Here is a 16,198-nt window from a genome sequence, read left to right on the forward strand (position 1 = left end):
CGCCCGGAGGCCGGGGGCCGAAGCAGGGCGAGATCTGGTGGGCGATGGTGCCGTACGAGGACGGGACCGGGGCGAAGGACCGGCCGTGTCTGGTGCTCTCGGTACGGGGCCGTACGGTGCTGGTGGCGAAGATCACCAGTAAGCCGCACGAGGAGCGCCCCGGCGTGATTCCGCTGCCGCCGGAGGCGGTGGGTGACGCGGAAGGACGCCGGAGTTTCCTGGAGACGGACGAGTTGCGGCGGGTGGACACACGGGCGTTCCGGCGCCGGGTGGGGCCCGCGGATCCGGGGCTGTGGCGGCAGGTCAGACACCTGGCGCGCTGACACACCGGCGCGCGCGCCGGTGCCTGGTCACGGGCGTGCACCGGGTCGCGCGGCTCGTGGACCGGGCCGCGGGCGCCGACCGGGTCGCGCGGCTCGTGGGCCGCTCTTGTCCTCACTCGTCGGACCGGCCTTCTAAGGCAGCGGCGCCGTCGGGTACGGCGCCGGGACATGTCGGCGTGGGGTGCGGCGGGTCAGGGCGATGGCCACCAGCATCGCCGCGCCCGCCGCGAAGGCGCTGGTCAGGCTCCAGCCGAGGGTGGTGTCCTCGTAGTAGTAGGAGAGCTGGTCGTACTGGAGGCCCGCGAGGTCGCGGAGCTGGAGGTACGCGGCGACGCCGAGCAGCGCGAGCGCAGCGCCCCGGGCGGCCGGGGTGCCCAGCACCAGCAGGACGCCGACGACGAGGAACGCCGCGACGAGCGCGCTGTGGTAATAGGTGAAACCGGCCGAAGTGCCGTACCCGCCACGGGCGTTGATGTTCAGCGCTTCGTGCCACCACTCGGCGAGGGCGCCCCGGCCGCCCCCCGGCCCGACGGCCTCGTTGAACTCCCGCAGGCTGCGGGCGTACCAGAAGCCCTGGAGCGCGCCGATCAGGATGAGCAGGACGCCGGCGGCGCGTCGGCCGCCGGTCGCGGGCTCGCGCGGCAGGTCGCGCTCACGGGCCACCAGCATCAGGATGATCACGGTGGCCGCGGCGAGGAACGCGATCACGTAGGTGAGGACGATCAGCGTGCCGTGCTCACTGGCGAACATGACGTCGCGGTGGTCGGCCCTGGTCAGGCCGTTGAGCTGCCGGGCGCCCGCGCCGAGGAGCAGGAACGCGAGGAGCAGGGCGGCGCCGCGCGCGGTACGGCGCCGGGAGAGGGCCGCGACGCCGACGACGAGCAGGGCGACGGTGACGGCCCATTCGTGGGCGGTGAGCACCAGCAGCGGCCGGCCGGGTTCGTTCTTGATGAGGCTGTTGATCAGCTCGTCCACGTCGACCCGCACGTTGATCGCCGTGTAGACGATCCAGGCGGCGAGGACGCAGGCGAAGGCGGTGAGCAGGATGCCGGAGGTGACGTACGCGCCGAGGTGGCGGCGGGACGCGCGCCCGTCGGATTCCGGCGGCGCGAAGGGCTGGGGCGGGCCGAAGCCCGGTGGGCCGAAGCCGTAACCGGGGTCGTGGCCAGGGGTGTTGGGGGAGCCGGGCGCGTGCCCCGGACCGCCCGTGCCACCCGGCCCACTCATGCCGCTCCAGCGGTCGTCCATCTCTGTCCCCCGTGGTCGGTGTGCGCGACGCGTACGTCGATCGACACCGATCGTCACTCTCGGGAGCGGCGGTGCAACAGCCCCGGACGGGGACTGTTGCACCACTGTTGCCCCCATGGACAGCGCGGGGCTCAGGCCCAGAGCTGGCCCTGAAGGGTCTCGATGGCCTCTTCGTCCGTGGCCGCCGTGTAGACGCCCGTGGAGAGGTACTTCCAGCCGCCGTCGGCGACGACGAAGACGATGTCGGCGCTCTCGCCCGCCGCGACGGCCTTCTTACCGAGGCCGATGGCCGCGTGCAGGGCGGCGCCGGTGGAGACTCCCGCGAAGATGCCCTCCTGCTGGAGGAGTTGGCGGGTGCGGGTGACGGCGTCGGCCGAGCCGACGGAGAAGCGGCTCGTGAGGACGGACTCGTCGTACAGCTCGGGTACGAAGCCCTCGTCGAGGTTGCGCAGGCCGTAGACCAGGTCGTCGTAGCGCGGCTCGGCCGCGACGATCCTGACGTCGGGCTTCTGCTCGCGCAGGTAGCGGCCGACGCCCATGAGCGTGCCGGTGGTGCCGAGTCCGGCCACGAAGTGGGTGACGGACGGCAGGTCGGCGAGGATCTCCGGCCCGGTGGTGGCGTAGTGGGCGCCCGCGTTGTCCGGGTTGCCGTACTGGTAGAGCATCACCCAGCCCGGGTTCTCGGCGGCCAGCTCCTTGGCGACGCGTACGGCGGTGTTGGAGCCGCCCGCCGCCGGGGACGGGATGATCTCGGCGCCCCACATGGCGAGCAGCTCGCGGCGTTCCCGCGAGGTGTTCTCCGGCATCACGCAGATGATCTTGTAGCCCTTGAGCTTCGCGGCCATGGCGAGCGAGATGCCGGTGTTGCCGCTGGTGGGCTCCAGGATGGTGCAGCCCGGTGTGAGCCGGCCGTCCTTCTCGGCCTGCTCGACCATGCGCAGCGCCGGGCGGTCCTTGATGGAGCCGGTCGGGTTGCGGTCCTCCAGCTTGGCCCAGAGCCGGACGTCCTCCGACGGGGACAGGCGGGGCAGCCGTACGAGGGGAGTGTCGCCGACGACCGCGAGCGGGGAGTCGTACCGCATCAGAGCGTGGGCATGTCGGGCATCGGCATCTCGGGGGCGCTCGCGGGGGCGCTCTCGGACACGGTGGTCGCGGACGCGGTGGTCACGGACGCGGTGGTCACGGACGCGGTGGTCACGGACGCGCCGCCGGCGACGGCCGGGAGGATGGTGACGCTGTCGCCGTCGGCGAGCTTGGTGGAGATGCCGTCCAGGAAGCGGACGTCCTCGTCGTTCAGGTAGACGTTCACGAAGCGGCGCAGCTGGTCGCCGTTGGCGCCGTCGACGATGCGCTCGCGGATGCCCGTGTGGCGCGTTTCGAGGTCGGTGAGCAGTGCCGCGATGGTGTCACCGCTGCCCTCGACGGCCTTGGCTCCGTCGGTGTAGGTGCGGAGGATGGTCGGAATGCGGACCTCGATGGCCATGGCGTGGGCTCCTGTCGGAAAAGAGGCGTGACGGGCGCGCGGCTCTGCCCCCGCGCGGGGGGTGGTTCTCGGGATGGGCGTCCTGCCGCGACTCAGGCGGCAGCGCCGGCCGTACACATGGCGCTGGCGAGTCGGCACAGATCGACGTGCAGGCGCGCCACCAGGAGATCGCCTGGTGTCTTGTCGCTCACGTCGTGGGAAACCATGGGGTCATCGTATCGATTCCCGGTCCGCATCCCGGTATGTGATCTCAGCTGATGGACGTTCGGCGTTCGTCAGGTGGACTGCGGCAGGTAGACGACCGTGGGGGCACCGGTCCCGGGGTGCGGCGTGACCTCCGCCTCCACCTCGTAGACGGCGGCCAGGAGGCCGGGGGTCAGGACCTCCGCCGGGGTTCCCGAGGCGACGACCGTACCCGCTTTGAGTACGTACAGGCGGTCGCAGTAGTACGCGGCGAGATTCAGGTCGTGCAGGGCCAGCAGATTGGTCGTCCCCAACTCCCTGATGAGGGAGAGGACTTCGAGCTGGTGGCGGATGTCCAGATGGTTGGTCGGTTCGTCCAGGACGAAGAGCGCGGGCCGTTGGACCAGGGCGCGGGCGACGAGGGCGCGCTGGCGTTCGCCGCCGGAGAGGGACGGGAAGGCGCGTTCCGCGAGCGGGGCGATGCCGACGCGCTCCAGCGCGGCGTCGGCCAGCGCGGAATCGGCCGCCGTGTCCGCCTCCCAGAAGCGGCGGTGCGGTGAGCGGCCCATGGCGACGACCTCGCGGACGGTCAGTTCGAAGTCGGTCTGCCCGTCCTGCGGGACGGTGGCCACGCGCCGGGCGCGCGCCTTGGCCGTCATGGTGTGCAGGTCGTCGCCGTCCAGCAGCGCCCGGCCGCGGGTCGGGCGCAGCGTGCCGTACACGCAGCGCAGCAGGGTGGTCTTGCCGCTGCCGTTGGGGCCGACGAGTCCGACGGTCTCGCCGGGAGCGGCCGTCAGGTCGACGGCGTCGACGAGGTGCCGGCCGTCGCCGACGCCGTACGAGAGCCTTTCGATCCGGAGCGCGGCGGACGTACGGGGGCTCATACCGGGGCTCCTTCGGGGCGGCGGCGCATCAGCCACAGGAAGAACGGGCCGCCGATGAGCGCGGTGAGAACGCCCACGGGGATGTCCTGCGGCGCGGCGACGGTACGGGCGGCGAGGTCCGCGACGACGAGTACGAGCGCCCCGCCGAGCGCGGCGACCGGCAGCAGCGGCCGGTGCGACGCCCCGACCAGCATCCGCGCGGCGTGCGGCACGAGCAGCCCGACGAAGCCGATGGCGCCGCTCGCGGCCACCATCACCCCGGTGACCAGCGAGGCGAGGACGAACACGGCGGCGCGGAAGCGCGCGGTGTCCAGCCCGAGCACGGTCGCGCCCTCCTCCCCCACCAGCAGCAGGTCCAGCGGCCGGGCGAGCGCCATGAGGACGGCGGTCCCGGCGACGAGGACGACGGCCGGGACGACGAGCGAGCCCCAGCGGGCGCTGCCGAGACCGCCGAGCGACCAGAACAGCGCCTCCTGGAAGTGCTCGGGCCGGGCGGAGACCACCAGGATCAGGGTGGTGAGCGCGGACAGGATGTACGAGACGGTCACCCCGGCCAGCACGAGCCGCCCGCCGGTCATCGTGGAGCCGCGCCGGGCCAGCGCGTAGACGGCGACCATCGCGAGGAGCGAGCCCGCGAAGGCGGCGGCCGGCATGGTGACGGTGGTGGTGATCCCGCCGCCGATGCCGCCGCCGATCCCGAAGACCAGGACGAGTACGGCGCCGGTGGACGCCCCCGAGGAGATGCCCAGCAGGAACGGGTCGGCGAGCCGGTTGCGTACGAGGGCCTGGAGGACCGTGCCGACGACGGCCAGCCCGGCGCCGACGACCGCGCCGAGCAGCACGCGCGGCAGCCGTACGTCCAGGACGATCGTGCGGAAGGGGCCGGGCTCCGCGCCGCCGGTGAGGATCGTGAGGACGTCGCCGGGCGGGATGCGGACGGAGCCGAGGGTGAGTCCGGCGACGACGGCGCAGGCGAGGGCCGTGGCGAGGACGCCGAGGACCAGGGCGTGCTTCAGCCGCCGCCGGGCGGGCGGGGTCTCGCTGCTCATGGCGGCGGTCCTACTCGCCCGCCTCCGGGTGGAGTTGGTCCGCGAGCCGTTGGACGGCGGCCGGGGCGCGGACGCCGAGCACGGCGTCGGAGAGCGGCAGGACGGCGAAGCGCTTGTTCCTGATCGCCGGGACGTCCTTCAGTACGGGGTCCTCCAGCAGCCGCTTCTTCTTCTGCGCGACGGTGGTGGCGCCGTAGTCGTAGATGACGATCGCCTCGGGCTCGCGCGCCACGACCTGCTCCCAGGTGGCGTCGCCGAAGGACTTGTCGAGGTCGGCGAAGACGTTGCGCCCGCCGGCCCGGTTGATCATCTCGTTGCCGATGCCCTTGCCGCCGGCGGTGAAGGCGGTCTTGTCGCCGCTGTCGTAGACGAAGACCGGGACGGGCCTGACGTCTTCGAGGCCGGCGGCGGTGGTGGCGAGGGTGGCGCGTGCCCCGGCGGTCCACTTCGCGGCGCGGTCGGCGACGCCGAAGGTGCGGCCGACCTCCGCGACCTCCCGGAAGACGTCGTCCATGGAGGTCTTGCCCCCGGTGCAGTTCTCCAGGTTGAGCCGGGTGTCGATGCCGGCGCCCTTGAGGTCGTCGCGGGTGCGGCCGTCCTTGGCGGCGAAGGCGCTGGCGTAGCCGCCGTAGACGAAGTCGGGGTTCTCGGCGAGGAGTTTCTCCTTGGAGGGGTACTCCTCGGCGATGACCGGGACGCTCCGGTACGCCTTCTCGTAGGCGGGGAGGACCTTGTCGTCCAGCCAGGCGGTGCCGACGAGGGACTTGGTGAGGCCCAGCTCGATCATGATCTCGGTGACGTGCTGGTTCATGGTGACCACGCGCTTCGGGGGTGCCTCGAAGGTGGTCTTCACACCGCAGTTGGTGACGGTGTAGGGGAATCCGTCGGCCGGGGCTCCGGACTGCCGGACGGGGTCCGGGCCGGCGCCGCAGGCGGCGAGCGGGAGCAGCAGCGGAAGCAGGACCGCCGGTATGAGGGCGTGGCGCCGCGAGGACATGACTGGGCCTCCTCCGGGGGATTTCCGCGTCCCCTGGCATGGTGGGAGAAGGGCGACAGGTCAGTTCCTGGCTTCCGGGGCCCCGCTCGCGCGAAGGCCCTGGTCACAGTGGCGGGACCGTGCCGGATTCACACCGGCTTCCTGGGTCCTGCCGCCCTGGATCGCGCCAGTCTCTCAGACGACCTCGATGTCCTCTTCCGTGACCTCGCCCTCGACGATGCGGTACGAGCGGAACTGGAACGGGCCCATCTCGTCGGTGTCGGCGGTGGAGACCAGGACGTAGTGCGCGAACGGCTCCATCGCCAGGTCGATGTCGCGGCGGGAGGGGTACGCCTCGGTCGCGGTGTGCGAGTGGTAGATGACCACCAGGTCCTCGTTCCGTTCGCGCACCTCGTTGTCGAGCTGCTTGTGCTCGGTCGAGTCGAACTCGTAGAACGTGGGCGAGCGGGCCGCGTTGAGCATGGGGACGAAGCGCTCGGGCCGGTCGCTGCCCTCCGGGCCCGCGATCACGCCGCACGCCTCGTCGGGGTGGTCCGCCCGCGCGTGGGCGACGATCCGGTCGTACAGCGCCTGGGTGATGGTCAGCATGAGGTGAAGGATAAACAGGTGGCCACCGCGTCTGAGATGCGGTGGCCACCTGGTGAGACGGTGCGTGAGACAGCGCGTGAGACAGCGCGTGGGACGGCCGGTGGGGCGCGCCTCCGTGAGCGCCTGTTGCCGGTGCCCCGCCGTCAGTCCGACGCCTTCGCGTACTCCGGCTCCTGCGGGCCCTCCGGATCGCGCGGGTCCCGCGGACCGGTCGCCGCGAGTTCCGGCTCACGGCTCTTGAGCAGCGCCCAGCCCGCGACGAGGAACAGCGCCCAGACCGCGCCGACGTACAGCGACACCCGGGCGTCGGAGTCGTACGCGATCAGACAGGTGACGAAGGACAGGAACACCAGCGCCACCCAGCTCAGCGCCGAGCCGCCCGGGGCCGGGAACGAGGACGCCGGCAGCCGCCCGGCGACCACGGCGGAGCGGTACTTGATGTGGCTGATGAGGATCATCATCCAGGTCCAGATACCGGCGGCGGTGGCGACCGAGGTGACGTAGAGGAACGCCTTCTCGGGGACGATGTAGTTGAGGACGACGCCGATGCCCATCAGCGCGACGGACGCCGCGATGCCGAACGCCGGTGTCCGCCGGGAGTTGAGCTTGCCCAGGGCCTTCGGCGCCTCGTTGTTGGCGGAGAGGTCGCGCAGCATCCGGCCGGTGGAGTACATGCCGGAGTTGCAGGACGACAGGGCCGCCGTCAGCACGACGAAGTTGACGATTCCGGCGCCGAGCGGGATGCCGATCTTGGCGAAGGCGTGCACGAACGGGCTCTCGCCCTCGCTGAATTCGGTCCACTTCACGACGGCGAGGATGACGGTGAGCGCGCCGACGTAGAAGACGATGATGCGCCACGGCAGTGTGTTGATCGCCTTGGGGAGCGTCTTCTCCGGATTCTCGGACTCGCCCGCGGTGACGCCCACGAGTTCGACGGCGAGGTAGGCGAACATCACGCCCTGGAGGGTCATCAGGCTGGAGCCGATGCCGTTGGGGAAGATGCCGCCGTGCTGCCAGAGGTTGCCGGTGGTCGCGGTGTCGCCCGCGTCCGAGAAGCCGAGGGTCAGTACGCCGAGGCCGATGACGATCATGCCGATGATGGCGGTGACCTTGACCATCGAGAACCAGAACTCGACCTCGCCGAAGATCTTGACGGAGATCAGGTTGACGCCGAAGAGGACCACGAGGAAGACCAGGGCGCTGACCCACTGCGGGATCGCGGGGAACCAGAAGTGGATGTAGATCGCCGCGGCCGTGAGCTCGGCCATGCCGGTCACGATCCACATGAGCCAGTACGTCCAGCCGGTCACGTACCCGAAGAACGGGCCGAGGAACTCGCGGGCGTACTCCGCGAACGAGCCGGAGACCGGCCGGTAGAGCAGCAGTTCGCCGAGCGCCCGCATGATGAAGAAGATCACCACGCCGGCGAGCGCGTACATCAGGATGATGCTCGGCCCGGCCTTGGCGATGTTCGCGCCGGCGCCCATGAACAGGCCGACGCCGATGGCGCCGCCGATCGCGATCATCTGGACCTGGCGGCTGCCGAGTCCGCGTTCGTAGCCCTCCTCCGAGGTGTCTCCGGAGGGGCTTTCCGAGGGGTTGTCGACCTGTGGGGAGGTCATGGTGATGCGCCCTTTCTTCCCTGCCTGTGCCGGTGGTCGAGAAGATTTACCACGGGCACGGCGGCGATCCGCGCAGGTCGCTGTGGCGCGGCCCACAGGAAGAAGCGGACGAATCACACCCCGAATCGCAAAGCATGCGGGGGCGGAGACGTGATCGTTATGCGGAGTTGAGCCTCTATTGAGGAAACGGAAGATGTCCGTCCGAAGGCGGTGTGAGGGCGTTGCGGAGGCCCTGTGACGGACCTCCGTACAGGTGTCCGGCGGACCGTCAGGGCATCATCGTCTCGATGAGCGTCTCCTGGAGCGCCCCGAGCCACAGGTACGCCATCACCATCGGCTTGCGCGGGTCGGAGTCCGGCAGCCGGTACAGGCCCTCGCCCTCGTCCTCGTCGGAGACGTCGAGCCTGTTGCCGATCGTCAGCCGCAGGTCGTTGAGCGCGCCGAGCCAGTGCCGGCAGTCGTCGGGCGCCAGCTTCAGTACGGCTCCGCCCTCGCCGGTGGCGCCGAGCGCGTCCAGTGTGCGGACCACCGCGAGGCCGTCCTCGCGCTTACGGGTCCGCAGGTCGTTCTCGGTGAAGCGCCTGAACTCGGAGGCGTACTCGCGCAGTTCGTCGTCGGTGTCGTCGCCGAAGCCGTACGCGTCCGGGAAGAGGCGGGCGAGCGCCGGGTCGGACGGCGGCTCGCTGGGCCCCTCCGCGAAGAGCGCGGCCAGGGGGTCCTCGCCCTTGGCCGGTTCCGTGCCGGGGCCGATCAGCTCCAGGAGTTGCACGGCCAGCGAGCGCAGGATGGAGATCTCGACCTCGTCGAGCGCGACGGCGGCGCCACCGCCGGGGATCGACTCGAACTGCCCGGCCATCAGCCGGCGTCCTGGGAGAGCGTGGCCCACAGGCCGAATCCGTGCATCGCCTGCACGTCGCGTTCCATCTCCTCGCGGCTGCCGCTGGAGACGATGGCGCGGCCCTTCTGGTGGACGTCGAGCATCAGCTTGTGCGCCTTGTCCTTGGAGTAGCCGAAGTACGTCTGGAAGACGTACGTCACATAACTCATGAGATTGACCGGGTCGTTGTGGACGATCGTCATCCACGGCACGTCAGGTTCCGGGACGGTGAACGTCTCCTCTGCCGACTCGGGAAGTTCGATCTCTGTCGGGGCAACACTCACGGTTCGGGACGACCTTCTTCTCCGCCGGGGGCCCCGGGGTGCGCCCCGGGATGCACAGCCTCACAGACCCATGCTGCCACCAGGTGGGGCCTGTCGCACAAACGGCGGTCTGAGCCCTCGTTAGAAATCGTCACTCTGACGAGATCCGCTGTAGCATCCTTGGCATGAACTCTGCGGACCTTGAGAAGGGCCTTGCGAAGGATGAGGGCGGCCGAAGGGTCGGCGTTCCGTCGACCGCGCTCTTCACCGACCAGTACGAGTTGACGATGCTCCGGGCGGCGCTTCGGGCGGGGACGGCCGACCGCCGCTGCGTCTTCGAGGTCTTCACCCGGCGCCTGCCCGAGGGACGGCGCTACGGAGTCGTCGCGGGCACCGGCCGGGTACTCGACGCCGTCGAGAACTTCCACTTCGACGAGGACGTCATCGGCTTCCTGCGCGAGCGGGAAATCGTCGACGGGCCGACACTCGACTGGCTGGCCGGCTACCGCTTCAGCGGCGACATCTGGGGTTACCGCGAGGGCGAGATGTACTTCCCCGGGTCACCGATCCTGCGCGTCGAGGGCTCCTTCGCCGAGTGCGTGCTGCTGGAGACCCTGATCCTGTCGATCCTCAACCACGACTCGGCGATCGCCGCCGCCGCGTCCCGGATGTCGGCCGCCGCCGGCGGGCGCCCGCTGATCGAGATGGGCGCGCGGCGCACCCACGAGCTGGCCGCCGTCGCCGCCTCGCGCGCCGCGTACGTGGGCGGCTTCGACACCACCTCCGACCTCGCGGCCGGGTTCCGCTACGGCATCCCGACGGTGGGCACCAGCGCGCACGCCTTCACCCTGCTGCACGACAACGAGCGGGACGCGTTCCAGGCGCAGGTCGACGCGCTCGGCAGCGGTACGACGCTGCTCGTGGACACCTACGACGTGGCCGAGGCGGTCCGTACCGCCGTGGAGGTGGCCGGGCCCGAGCTGGGCGCCGTCCGCATCGACTCGGGCGACCTGCTGCTCGTCGCGCACCGGGTGCGGCAGCAGCTGGACGAGCTGGGCGCGGTGAACACCCGGATCGTGGTCACCTCCGACCTGGACGAGTACGCGATCGCCTCGCTGGCCGCCGCGCCGGTGGACGCGTACGGGGTCGGCACCCGGCTGGTCACCGGCAGCGGGCACCCCACCTGCTCGATGGTGTACAAACTCGTCGCCCGTGCCCACTCCGCCGATCCGAAGGCGCCGCTGCACGCGGTGGCGAAGAAATCGCTGGGCGGCAAGACGTCGATCGGCGGCCGCAAGTGGGCGGCGCGGCGGGTGGACGCCGAGGGGTACGCGGAGGCCGAGGTCGTCGGCACCGGCCCGGTCCCCGCCGACCTGCTGGACCGGCAGCTGCTGGTGGAGCTGGTCAAGGGCGGTGAGGTCGTCGCGCGCGAGCCGCTGGACGCCGTCCGGGACCGGCACGTGGCGGCGCGGGCGGGGCTGCCGATGTCGGCGATCCAGCTTTCGCGCGGCGAGCCGGTCATCCCGACGGTCTACATGTGACCGGTGTGCCCGTGATTCACGGACGTGAGGTGTGGGAGGCATGAACGGACGGCGACCGGGAACGCCAGCCTGCGAGAGGCCGACCACAGCGAGACCTCACCAGCTCGACGGCCCCCGCCCACTCCCCACCGAAGGACACCCGTCATGCACCGCGCACTGATAGTCGTGGACGTTCAGAACGACTTCTGCGAGGGCGGCAGCCTCGCGGTGTCGGGCGGCGCCGACGTGGCCGCCGCCATCACCGATCTGATCGGGCAGGCGACAGCCGGTTACCGGCACGTGGTCGCGACGCGCGATCACCACATCGACCCCGGTGACCACTTCTCCACGCGGCCCGACTTCGTGCACTCGTGGCCGGTCCACTGCGTGGCGGGCACGGAGGGGGTGGGTTTCCACCCCAACTTCGCGCCGGCCGTCGCCTCGGGGTCGATCGACGCGGTCTTCGACAAGGGCGCCTACGCGGCGGCGTACAGCGGCTTCGAGGGCGCCGACGAGAACGGTGTGACGCTCGCCGACTGGCTGCGGGCGCGCGAGGTGGCCGAGGTCGACGTCGTCGGGATCGCCACCGACCACTGCGTACGGGCGACCGCCCTGGACGCGGCGCGTGCGGGGTTCACCACGCAGGTGCTGCTGGATCTGACGGCGGGTGTCGCCGAGGAGACGACGGAGCGGGCCCTGGAGGAGCTGCGCGCTGCGGGCGTGCGGCTGACCGGCAAGCCGGTGGTGTAGGGCGCCACCTGTGGGGCTTGCCGGTCCTCCGGGTCCGTCTTGCCGGTCCTCCGGGTCGCGCCCGGGTCCTGGTCCGGGCGATCCTGCCGGGCCCGGGCACCCTGGACCTAGGCCGCGCTCACATCACTGCCGCTGCCCGTCCGCAGCTCCGGCCGGGGACCCGTGAACAGCCCCGGCAGGCTGCTCGCCGACGGGCCCGCGGGCAGCCCTGTGCGGCCGTGGCGCGGCTCCGGTGGCCCGTACCGCCGCGCGGGGCGCAGCAGGGCCCGTATGGGCTGCCAGAGCTCCTGCGCGCACTCCGGGGTGCCCCGCCAGAGCAGGCCGTCCGGATGGTGCAGGACCGCCGTGATCTCGTCCGGTGTGGGCGGTTCCGCGTTGCCGCGCAGATAGACGGCGCGCAGCCCGAGATTCCGCAGCCTGGTCAGGGCGCGGGCCCGGTTCATCGCATGGACCAGAATCCGGACCGTGCGGCCTTCGGCCGCCGGGCTGGGCACGGTCAGCGCCACCACCACGGTGCCGTTCGGGAGCCTGCTGAAGCCTCCACCTGCCATGTGTCCTCAATCCCCCCGTGAGACGTCGTGTCAATAAGAGTCAGTAGGACGCACCTAAACACGATCGGCCGCCGCCCCGCTAGGGGGCGACGGCCGATCATGGCTTGACCTGCAACGATGTCCGTTACTTGGTCGAGCGGTCCACCTTCACCGTCATCGTGGAGCCGCTGAGCGGCTCGCTCACGATGGAGATCTTGGTGTTGGTGTCAGGAACGTCGACACCGCCGGTGGCGTTCTCCTTGTACCAGTAGGTGCCCTTGCGGTCGTCGAAGACCGAGTTGCCCGCCTGGGGCCGGATCCACTGCGCCTTGTCGGCCTTGTGGAGCTGGAACAGGTCGGTCGGGTACTTGCTGAACGACGAGTCGAACGTCTGGATCTTGTTGCGCATCAGGGTGCCGTCGGCCCACTTCATGGGCTTGGCGTGCGCGTCGACCGGCAGGATCAGACCCTTGCCGGGGTGGGCGCTGGTGTTGTTGTCCTTCTGCGAGGTGTCCCAGAGCCAGACCATGAGGCCGTTCTGGTACGCGTAGTGCTCGACCCAGCCGTCCTTCGGCGCCTTGAAGCCGAAGTTGTACGGGCCCGACTTGAGGGTCTTGTCGTAGCTGACGTACTGCCGGTTCTCCGCGATGTAGAACTGGTCGTAGTCCTGGGTGAACGACTCACCGATGCGCGAGAAGCCCTTCGCGGTCCAGCCCGCGTCGTCCGTCTCGGCGTTGTCGCTGAAGACCGGGGCGCCGTCGGCGACGACACCGATCGTGTCGGCGACGAAGCCCTTGCCGCCCGCGCCGCCGTCCGTCTGGTAGCGGAAGCGGAGGTCGACCTTCTTGCCCGCGTACGCGTCCAGCGAGTAGACGAGCTTCTTGTGCGCGCCGGAGACACCGGTCAGGGCCGGCTTGTCGCTCGCGTCACGCGTGATGGCCTTGCCGTCGGCGGTGCCGTCGACCGGGGTCCAGTTCGCGCCGCCGTCCTCCGACACCTCGGCGTACAGGTAGTCGTAGTCGGCCTCGATGTCCCACCAGCCGTCCAGTTCCAGCGACGCCTTGGCCTTGCCGGTGAGGTCGACGGAGCGGGTGAGGGTGTTCTTGAGGTCGTCACCCATGTCGCTCCACCACTGCTTGGAGCCCTCGGCGGGCTTCTCCACAGTGGTGGTGACGGCCTTCTTCGGCAGCTCGACGACGAGCGCCTGCGGGTTCTTCGTGTTGTACGCGGACACGCCCAGCTTGTGGGTCGACGCCGTCGCGGCCTTGGCCTCGTCGTAGTCGAGCCAGCCCAGCTGGAGCTTGTCCCAGGCGGTCATGTCGCCGGGCAGGTCGCCGATCTCGTTCTTGCCCCGGCCGAGCCAGGAACCGGCGGACATCAGGGACCAGTAGCCGACGGAGTTCTCGCCGCCGCCCGAGGTGTCGTACAGGTCGGGCAGGCCGAGGTCGTGGCCGTACTCGTGCGCGAAGACGCCGAGTCCGCCGTTCTCCGGCTGCATCGTGTAGTCGCCGACCCAGATGCCGGTGTCACCGATCTGCGTGCCGCCGGACCTGTTCTCCGCGGGGCCCGTCTTGCCGGCGTCCGTGCCGTAGGCGTACCAGCGGTGCGCCCACAGGGCGTTCTCACCCTCGGCGCCGCCGCCGGCCGACTCGTCCTCGCCCGCGTGGACGATCTGGAAGTGGTCGATGTAGCCGTCGGGCTCGTTGAAGTCGCCGTCGCCGTCGAAGTCGTAGCGGTCCCACTCGTCGTACGACGCGAGGTCGGCCTTGATCTGCGCGTCCGTACGGCCCTTGGCCTTCTGGTCGGCGGCCCAGGCGGTGGTGCCGTCGCGTACCGCGTCCCAGACGTTGGCGCAGTTGGAGCTGCCGCAGTAGTTCGAGCCGTAACGGGCCTCGTTGTACTTGACCTTGACCCAGTCGGAGACCTTACCGTCGACCGAGTAGCGGCCGGACGAGGTCTTCTCGTAGTAGGTCTTCAGCGACTCCTTCTGCTGACCCTTGGCGTCCTTGCCCTCGCCGAAGTACAGGTCCTGGAAGTGCGCCTGGTTGTAGTCGGCCTGCCAGGCGGTGGAGTTGTCCACCTTCCGGTCGGGCTCGGCTATCTCGTTGTGCTGCGGGCCGGGCTCGCCACCGTACTTCTTGATGGGGGCCTCGGGGCCGTCAGCGCCGTCCGGGTCGTACGTGGTCGTGTTGTCGACCTCGTCACCGAACTCCACCAGGATCGTGAAGATCTTGTCGGTCTTCTCGCGGCCCAGCTCGACGTACTTCTTGTCGTCGAGCTTGACGACGTTGGAGCCGCCGCGCTTCATGATCTTGGCGTCACCGGCGACGACCTGCTCCAGGGCGGCCTTGCGCTGCTGCGCCTGCTGCTTGCTGAACGGGCCTTCGAGGTTGTGCTCGACATGGCCCTTCTGCGGCGCCGGATCGCGGCGCTCGATGCTCGCCGGACCCGCTGTGGTGTTGCCCTCGGCCTGCGCCGGGGCGAGCGTCGAAGCCGTGGCGGCCGCCGTGGCGAGGGCCACGAACACCGCGGACGCTCTGATCGCCCGTCGATTGATGGTCACTTGATGGTTTCCTCTCCCCGCACCCGGAGTTCGCGGACCTGCTGTGTGGGGATCCGCGCGCGGGGTGCGCGTCACAAGTGACGACATTCGACCGGAGTTGAAGGAGAAAAGACAGTCCTTGACTTGCACAGGCCAAGTGCACTATGCACGAGTCGAGTTCCGGTATCCGGACGCCGGCCGATGTCACGCGGACCTGACGGCGGGCGCATCGATGTGTCATATAGCGGGGGCGCGTGACTCCGTGCGCCCCCCATGCTCCGGCCTCGTGGGTTAGGTCACGCTTACTGTCGGTTCCTGCCGGGCATTCACCGTCGTAGGGTCGTTTGACAGTGCGACTCAGCGCAGACACGCGAGACACCCCCAACACCCCCGAAATCACTCCCGATTGCCCCGAGGGACGGATACAGCCATGCCGCGTCCGACTGCCGCACAGCTTGCCTACGGTTCCGCCACCGTCGTCCTCGCCACACTCGCGATGCTGCTGCTCTCCGGCGTCACGTCGGTCGTCGGCATCGCGGTGATCGCGCTGGTTGCCCTCGGTCTCGGCCTTCTGGTGTCGGTGAAGGCCGTGGGCCCACGCCGTTCGAGGACGGCGCACCCGGTCGGTACGAGCCGTACGGACCACACCACCACCACCTCTGTCGCTTCCGTCTCGGGCCCGGCCAGGTCGGCGTCCGCCGCGGAGGCCCGGATTCCGGCGTCACTGCGGCGCTGACACCACGACCGTCTTCGCCGCCTTGTCGTGCAGGCCCTGCCGGTAGGGCCGGTCGAGCAGGAGCAGGATCAGCAGGAGCAGCGGCCAGAAGCAGGCGCAGCAGACCAGTGCGGGGACCCACAGCACGACGGCTCGCAGGAACGACGTCCGGGAGTCGGGCACCCGTCCGTCGTTGAGCATCCCGACGCGGGTCTTGAACAGCTTTTTACCGAGGGTCTGGCCGCCGCGCTGCGTCATCATCGTGTCGTAGCCGACATACGCCACGATCGTGATGATCCGGAAGACCCACTGGCCGCCGCCGTTCATACCGTTGACCGTGTCGTTCCAGCTGTTGGACTCGTCCGACCACCGGTTGAAGACGTTGAACGGGATGCTGATCAGGGCGAGCGGGATCGCGACGACGATCAGGTCGACGATGCGGGCGAGGACGCGCTTGCCCACGGTCGCGAGCGGCGGCATCCCGCGGAGCGGATCGTTTCCGCCGTACGGGTCACCGGGGGGTGGTGGAGCCGATCCGCCGTACGGGTCACCCGGCGGTGGCGGGTTGGTACCCCCGTACGGGTCACCCGGCGGTGGCGGATTGGCACCCCCGTACGGCTCACC

16 protein-coding genes, 2 pseudogenes and 1 riboswitch are annotated in these 16,198 nt (G+C 70.2%); of the genes and pseudogenes, 4 read left to right on the forward strand and 14 right to left on the reverse strand.

The features are described 5' to 3' along the window. A partial coding sequence (locus P3L51_RS29035) for a type II toxin-antitoxin system PemK/MazF family toxin (RefSeq protein ID WP_354608290.1) occupies window positions 1–323 on the forward strand: 323 nt, incomplete at its 5' end. 132 nt (window positions 324–455) lie between these two features. Here the strand turns inward: P3L51_RS29035 and P3L51_RS29040 are convergent. The 11 genes and pseudogenes from P3L51_RS29040 to clpS form a co-directional block, all read right to left on the reverse strand. After that, window positions 456–1,550 carry a hypothetical protein gene (locus P3L51_RS29040; protein ID WP_354608291.1) on the reverse strand — a complete coding sequence of 365 codons (1,095 nt, stop codon included), beginning with the start codon at window positions 1,548–1,550 and terminating at the stop codon, window positions 456–458. 152 nt (window positions 1,551–1,702) lie between these two features. Further along, complete coding sequence (locus P3L51_RS29045; protein ID WP_354608292.1) at window positions 1,703–2,653, reverse strand: PLP-dependent cysteine synthase family protein; 951 nt, start codon at window positions 2,651–2,653, stop codon at window positions 1,703–1,705. 122 nt (window positions 2,654–2,775) lie between these two features. Then, window positions 2,776–3,054: pseudogene (locus P3L51_RS29050) on the reverse strand (MoaD/ThiS family protein); the annotation flags it as partial. A gap of 92 nt (window positions 3,055–3,146) precedes the next feature. Beyond that, window positions 3,147–3,260, reverse strand: a complete 114-nt coding sequence (locus P3L51_RS29055) for a putative leader peptide (protein WP_354608293.1) — start codon at window positions 3,258–3,260, stop codon at window positions 3,147–3,149. Window positions 3,261–3,329: 69 nt separating this feature from the next. Then, window positions 3,330–4,121: an ABC transporter ATP-binding protein gene (locus P3L51_RS29060; RefSeq protein ID WP_354608294.1), complete on the reverse strand. Its 792-nt coding sequence runs from the start codon at window positions 4,119–4,121 to the stop codon at window positions 3,330–3,332. Further along, window positions 4,118–5,170, reverse strand: a complete 1,053-nt coding sequence (locus P3L51_RS29065; protein WP_354608295.1) for a FecCD family ABC transporter permease — start codon at window positions 5,168–5,170, stop codon at window positions 4,118–4,120. The genes P3L51_RS29060 and P3L51_RS29065 overlap by 4 nt, the downstream gene beginning before the upstream one ends. Window positions 5,171–5,180: 10 nt before the next feature. Then, on the reverse strand, window positions 5,181–6,167 hold the full coding sequence (locus P3L51_RS29070) for an ABC transporter substrate-binding protein (protein WP_354608296.1): 987 nt from the start codon (window positions 6,165–6,167) through the stop codon (window positions 5,181–5,183). A 41-nt stretch (window positions 6,168–6,208) separates the two neighbouring features. Next, window positions 6,209–6,357, reverse strand: a riboswitch (cobalamin riboswitch). Beyond that, window positions 6,342–6,755: a M67 family metallopeptidase gene (locus P3L51_RS29075; RefSeq protein ID WP_354608297.1), complete on the reverse strand. Its 414-nt coding sequence runs from the start codon at window positions 6,753–6,755 to the stop codon at window positions 6,342–6,344. Its footprint overlaps the riboswitch before it by 16 nt. A gap of 143 nt (window positions 6,756–6,898) precedes the next feature. After that, window positions 6,899–8,377 carry an amino acid permease gene (locus tag P3L51_RS29080; protein WP_354608298.1) on the reverse strand — a complete coding sequence of 493 codons (1,479 nt, stop codon included), beginning with the start codon at window positions 8,375–8,377 and terminating at the stop codon, window positions 6,899–6,901. A 268-nt stretch (window positions 8,378–8,645) separates the two neighbouring features. Then, window positions 8,646–9,233 (reverse strand): DUF2017 domain-containing protein, encoded by a 588-nt coding sequence (locus P3L51_RS29085; RefSeq protein ID WP_354608299.1) that lies wholly within the window; start codon window positions 9,231–9,233, stop codon window positions 8,646–8,648. Beyond that, the gene (gene clpS / locus P3L51_RS29090; RefSeq protein WP_354608300.1) at window positions 9,233–9,538 is read right to left on the reverse strand and encodes an ATP-dependent Clp protease adapter ClpS; all 306 of its coding nucleotides are present in this window, start codon (window positions 9,536–9,538) and stop codon (window positions 9,233–9,235) included. Before clpS ends, P3L51_RS29085 begins: the two co-directional genes overlap by 1 nt. 164 nt (window positions 9,539–9,702) lie before the next feature. Between clpS and P3L51_RS29095 the strand changes: the two genes are divergently transcribed. Together P3L51_RS29095 and P3L51_RS29100 are read left to right on the forward strand one after the other, a co-directional pair. Further along, entirely contained in the window at window positions 9,703–11,058 is a 1,356-nt protein-coding gene (locus P3L51_RS29095; RefSeq protein ID WP_354608301.1) for a nicotinate phosphoribosyltransferase, read from the forward strand. Between the two features lie 144 nt (window positions 11,059–11,202). Beyond that, window positions 11,203–11,787 carry a nicotinamidase gene (locus P3L51_RS29100; protein ID WP_354608302.1) on the forward strand — a complete coding sequence of 195 codons (585 nt, stop codon included), beginning with the start codon at window positions 11,203–11,205 and terminating at the stop codon, window positions 11,785–11,787. 248 nt (window positions 11,788–12,035) lie between these two features. Here the strand turns inward: P3L51_RS29100 and P3L51_RS29105 are convergent. Both P3L51_RS29105 and P3L51_RS29110 read right to left on the reverse strand, forming a co-directional pair. Next, a pseudogene (locus tag P3L51_RS29105) lies at window positions 12,036–12,338 on the reverse strand (hypothetical protein); the annotation flags it as partial. A 124-nt stretch (window positions 12,339–12,462) separates the two neighbouring features. Continuing rightward, window positions 12,463–14,880 carry an immune inhibitor A domain-containing protein gene (locus tag P3L51_RS29110; protein WP_354608303.1) on the reverse strand — a complete coding sequence of 806 codons (2,418 nt, stop codon included), beginning with the start codon at window positions 14,878–14,880 and terminating at the stop codon, window positions 12,463–12,465. 409 nt (window positions 14,881–15,289) lie between these two features. On the opposite strand from P3L51_RS29110, the gene P3L51_RS29115 reads away from it, so the two are divergent. Further along, complete coding sequence (locus P3L51_RS29115; RefSeq protein WP_354608304.1) at window positions 15,290–15,595, forward strand: hypothetical protein; 306 nt, start codon at window positions 15,290–15,292, stop codon at window positions 15,593–15,595. Here P3L51_RS29115 and P3L51_RS29120 read toward each other — a convergent pair. Beyond that, window positions 15,581–16,198: RDD family protein (locus tag P3L51_RS29120; protein WP_354608305.1), on the reverse strand; the 618-nt coding region annotated here is incomplete at its 5' end. The genes P3L51_RS29115 and P3L51_RS29120 overlap by 15 nt on opposite strands.

It is taken from the genome of Streptomyces panacea (assembly GCF_040560175.1).
In the GTDB taxonomy this organism is placed as follows: Bacteria; Actinomycetota; Actinomycetes; order Streptomycetales; family Streptomycetaceae; genus Streptomyces; species Streptomyces panacea.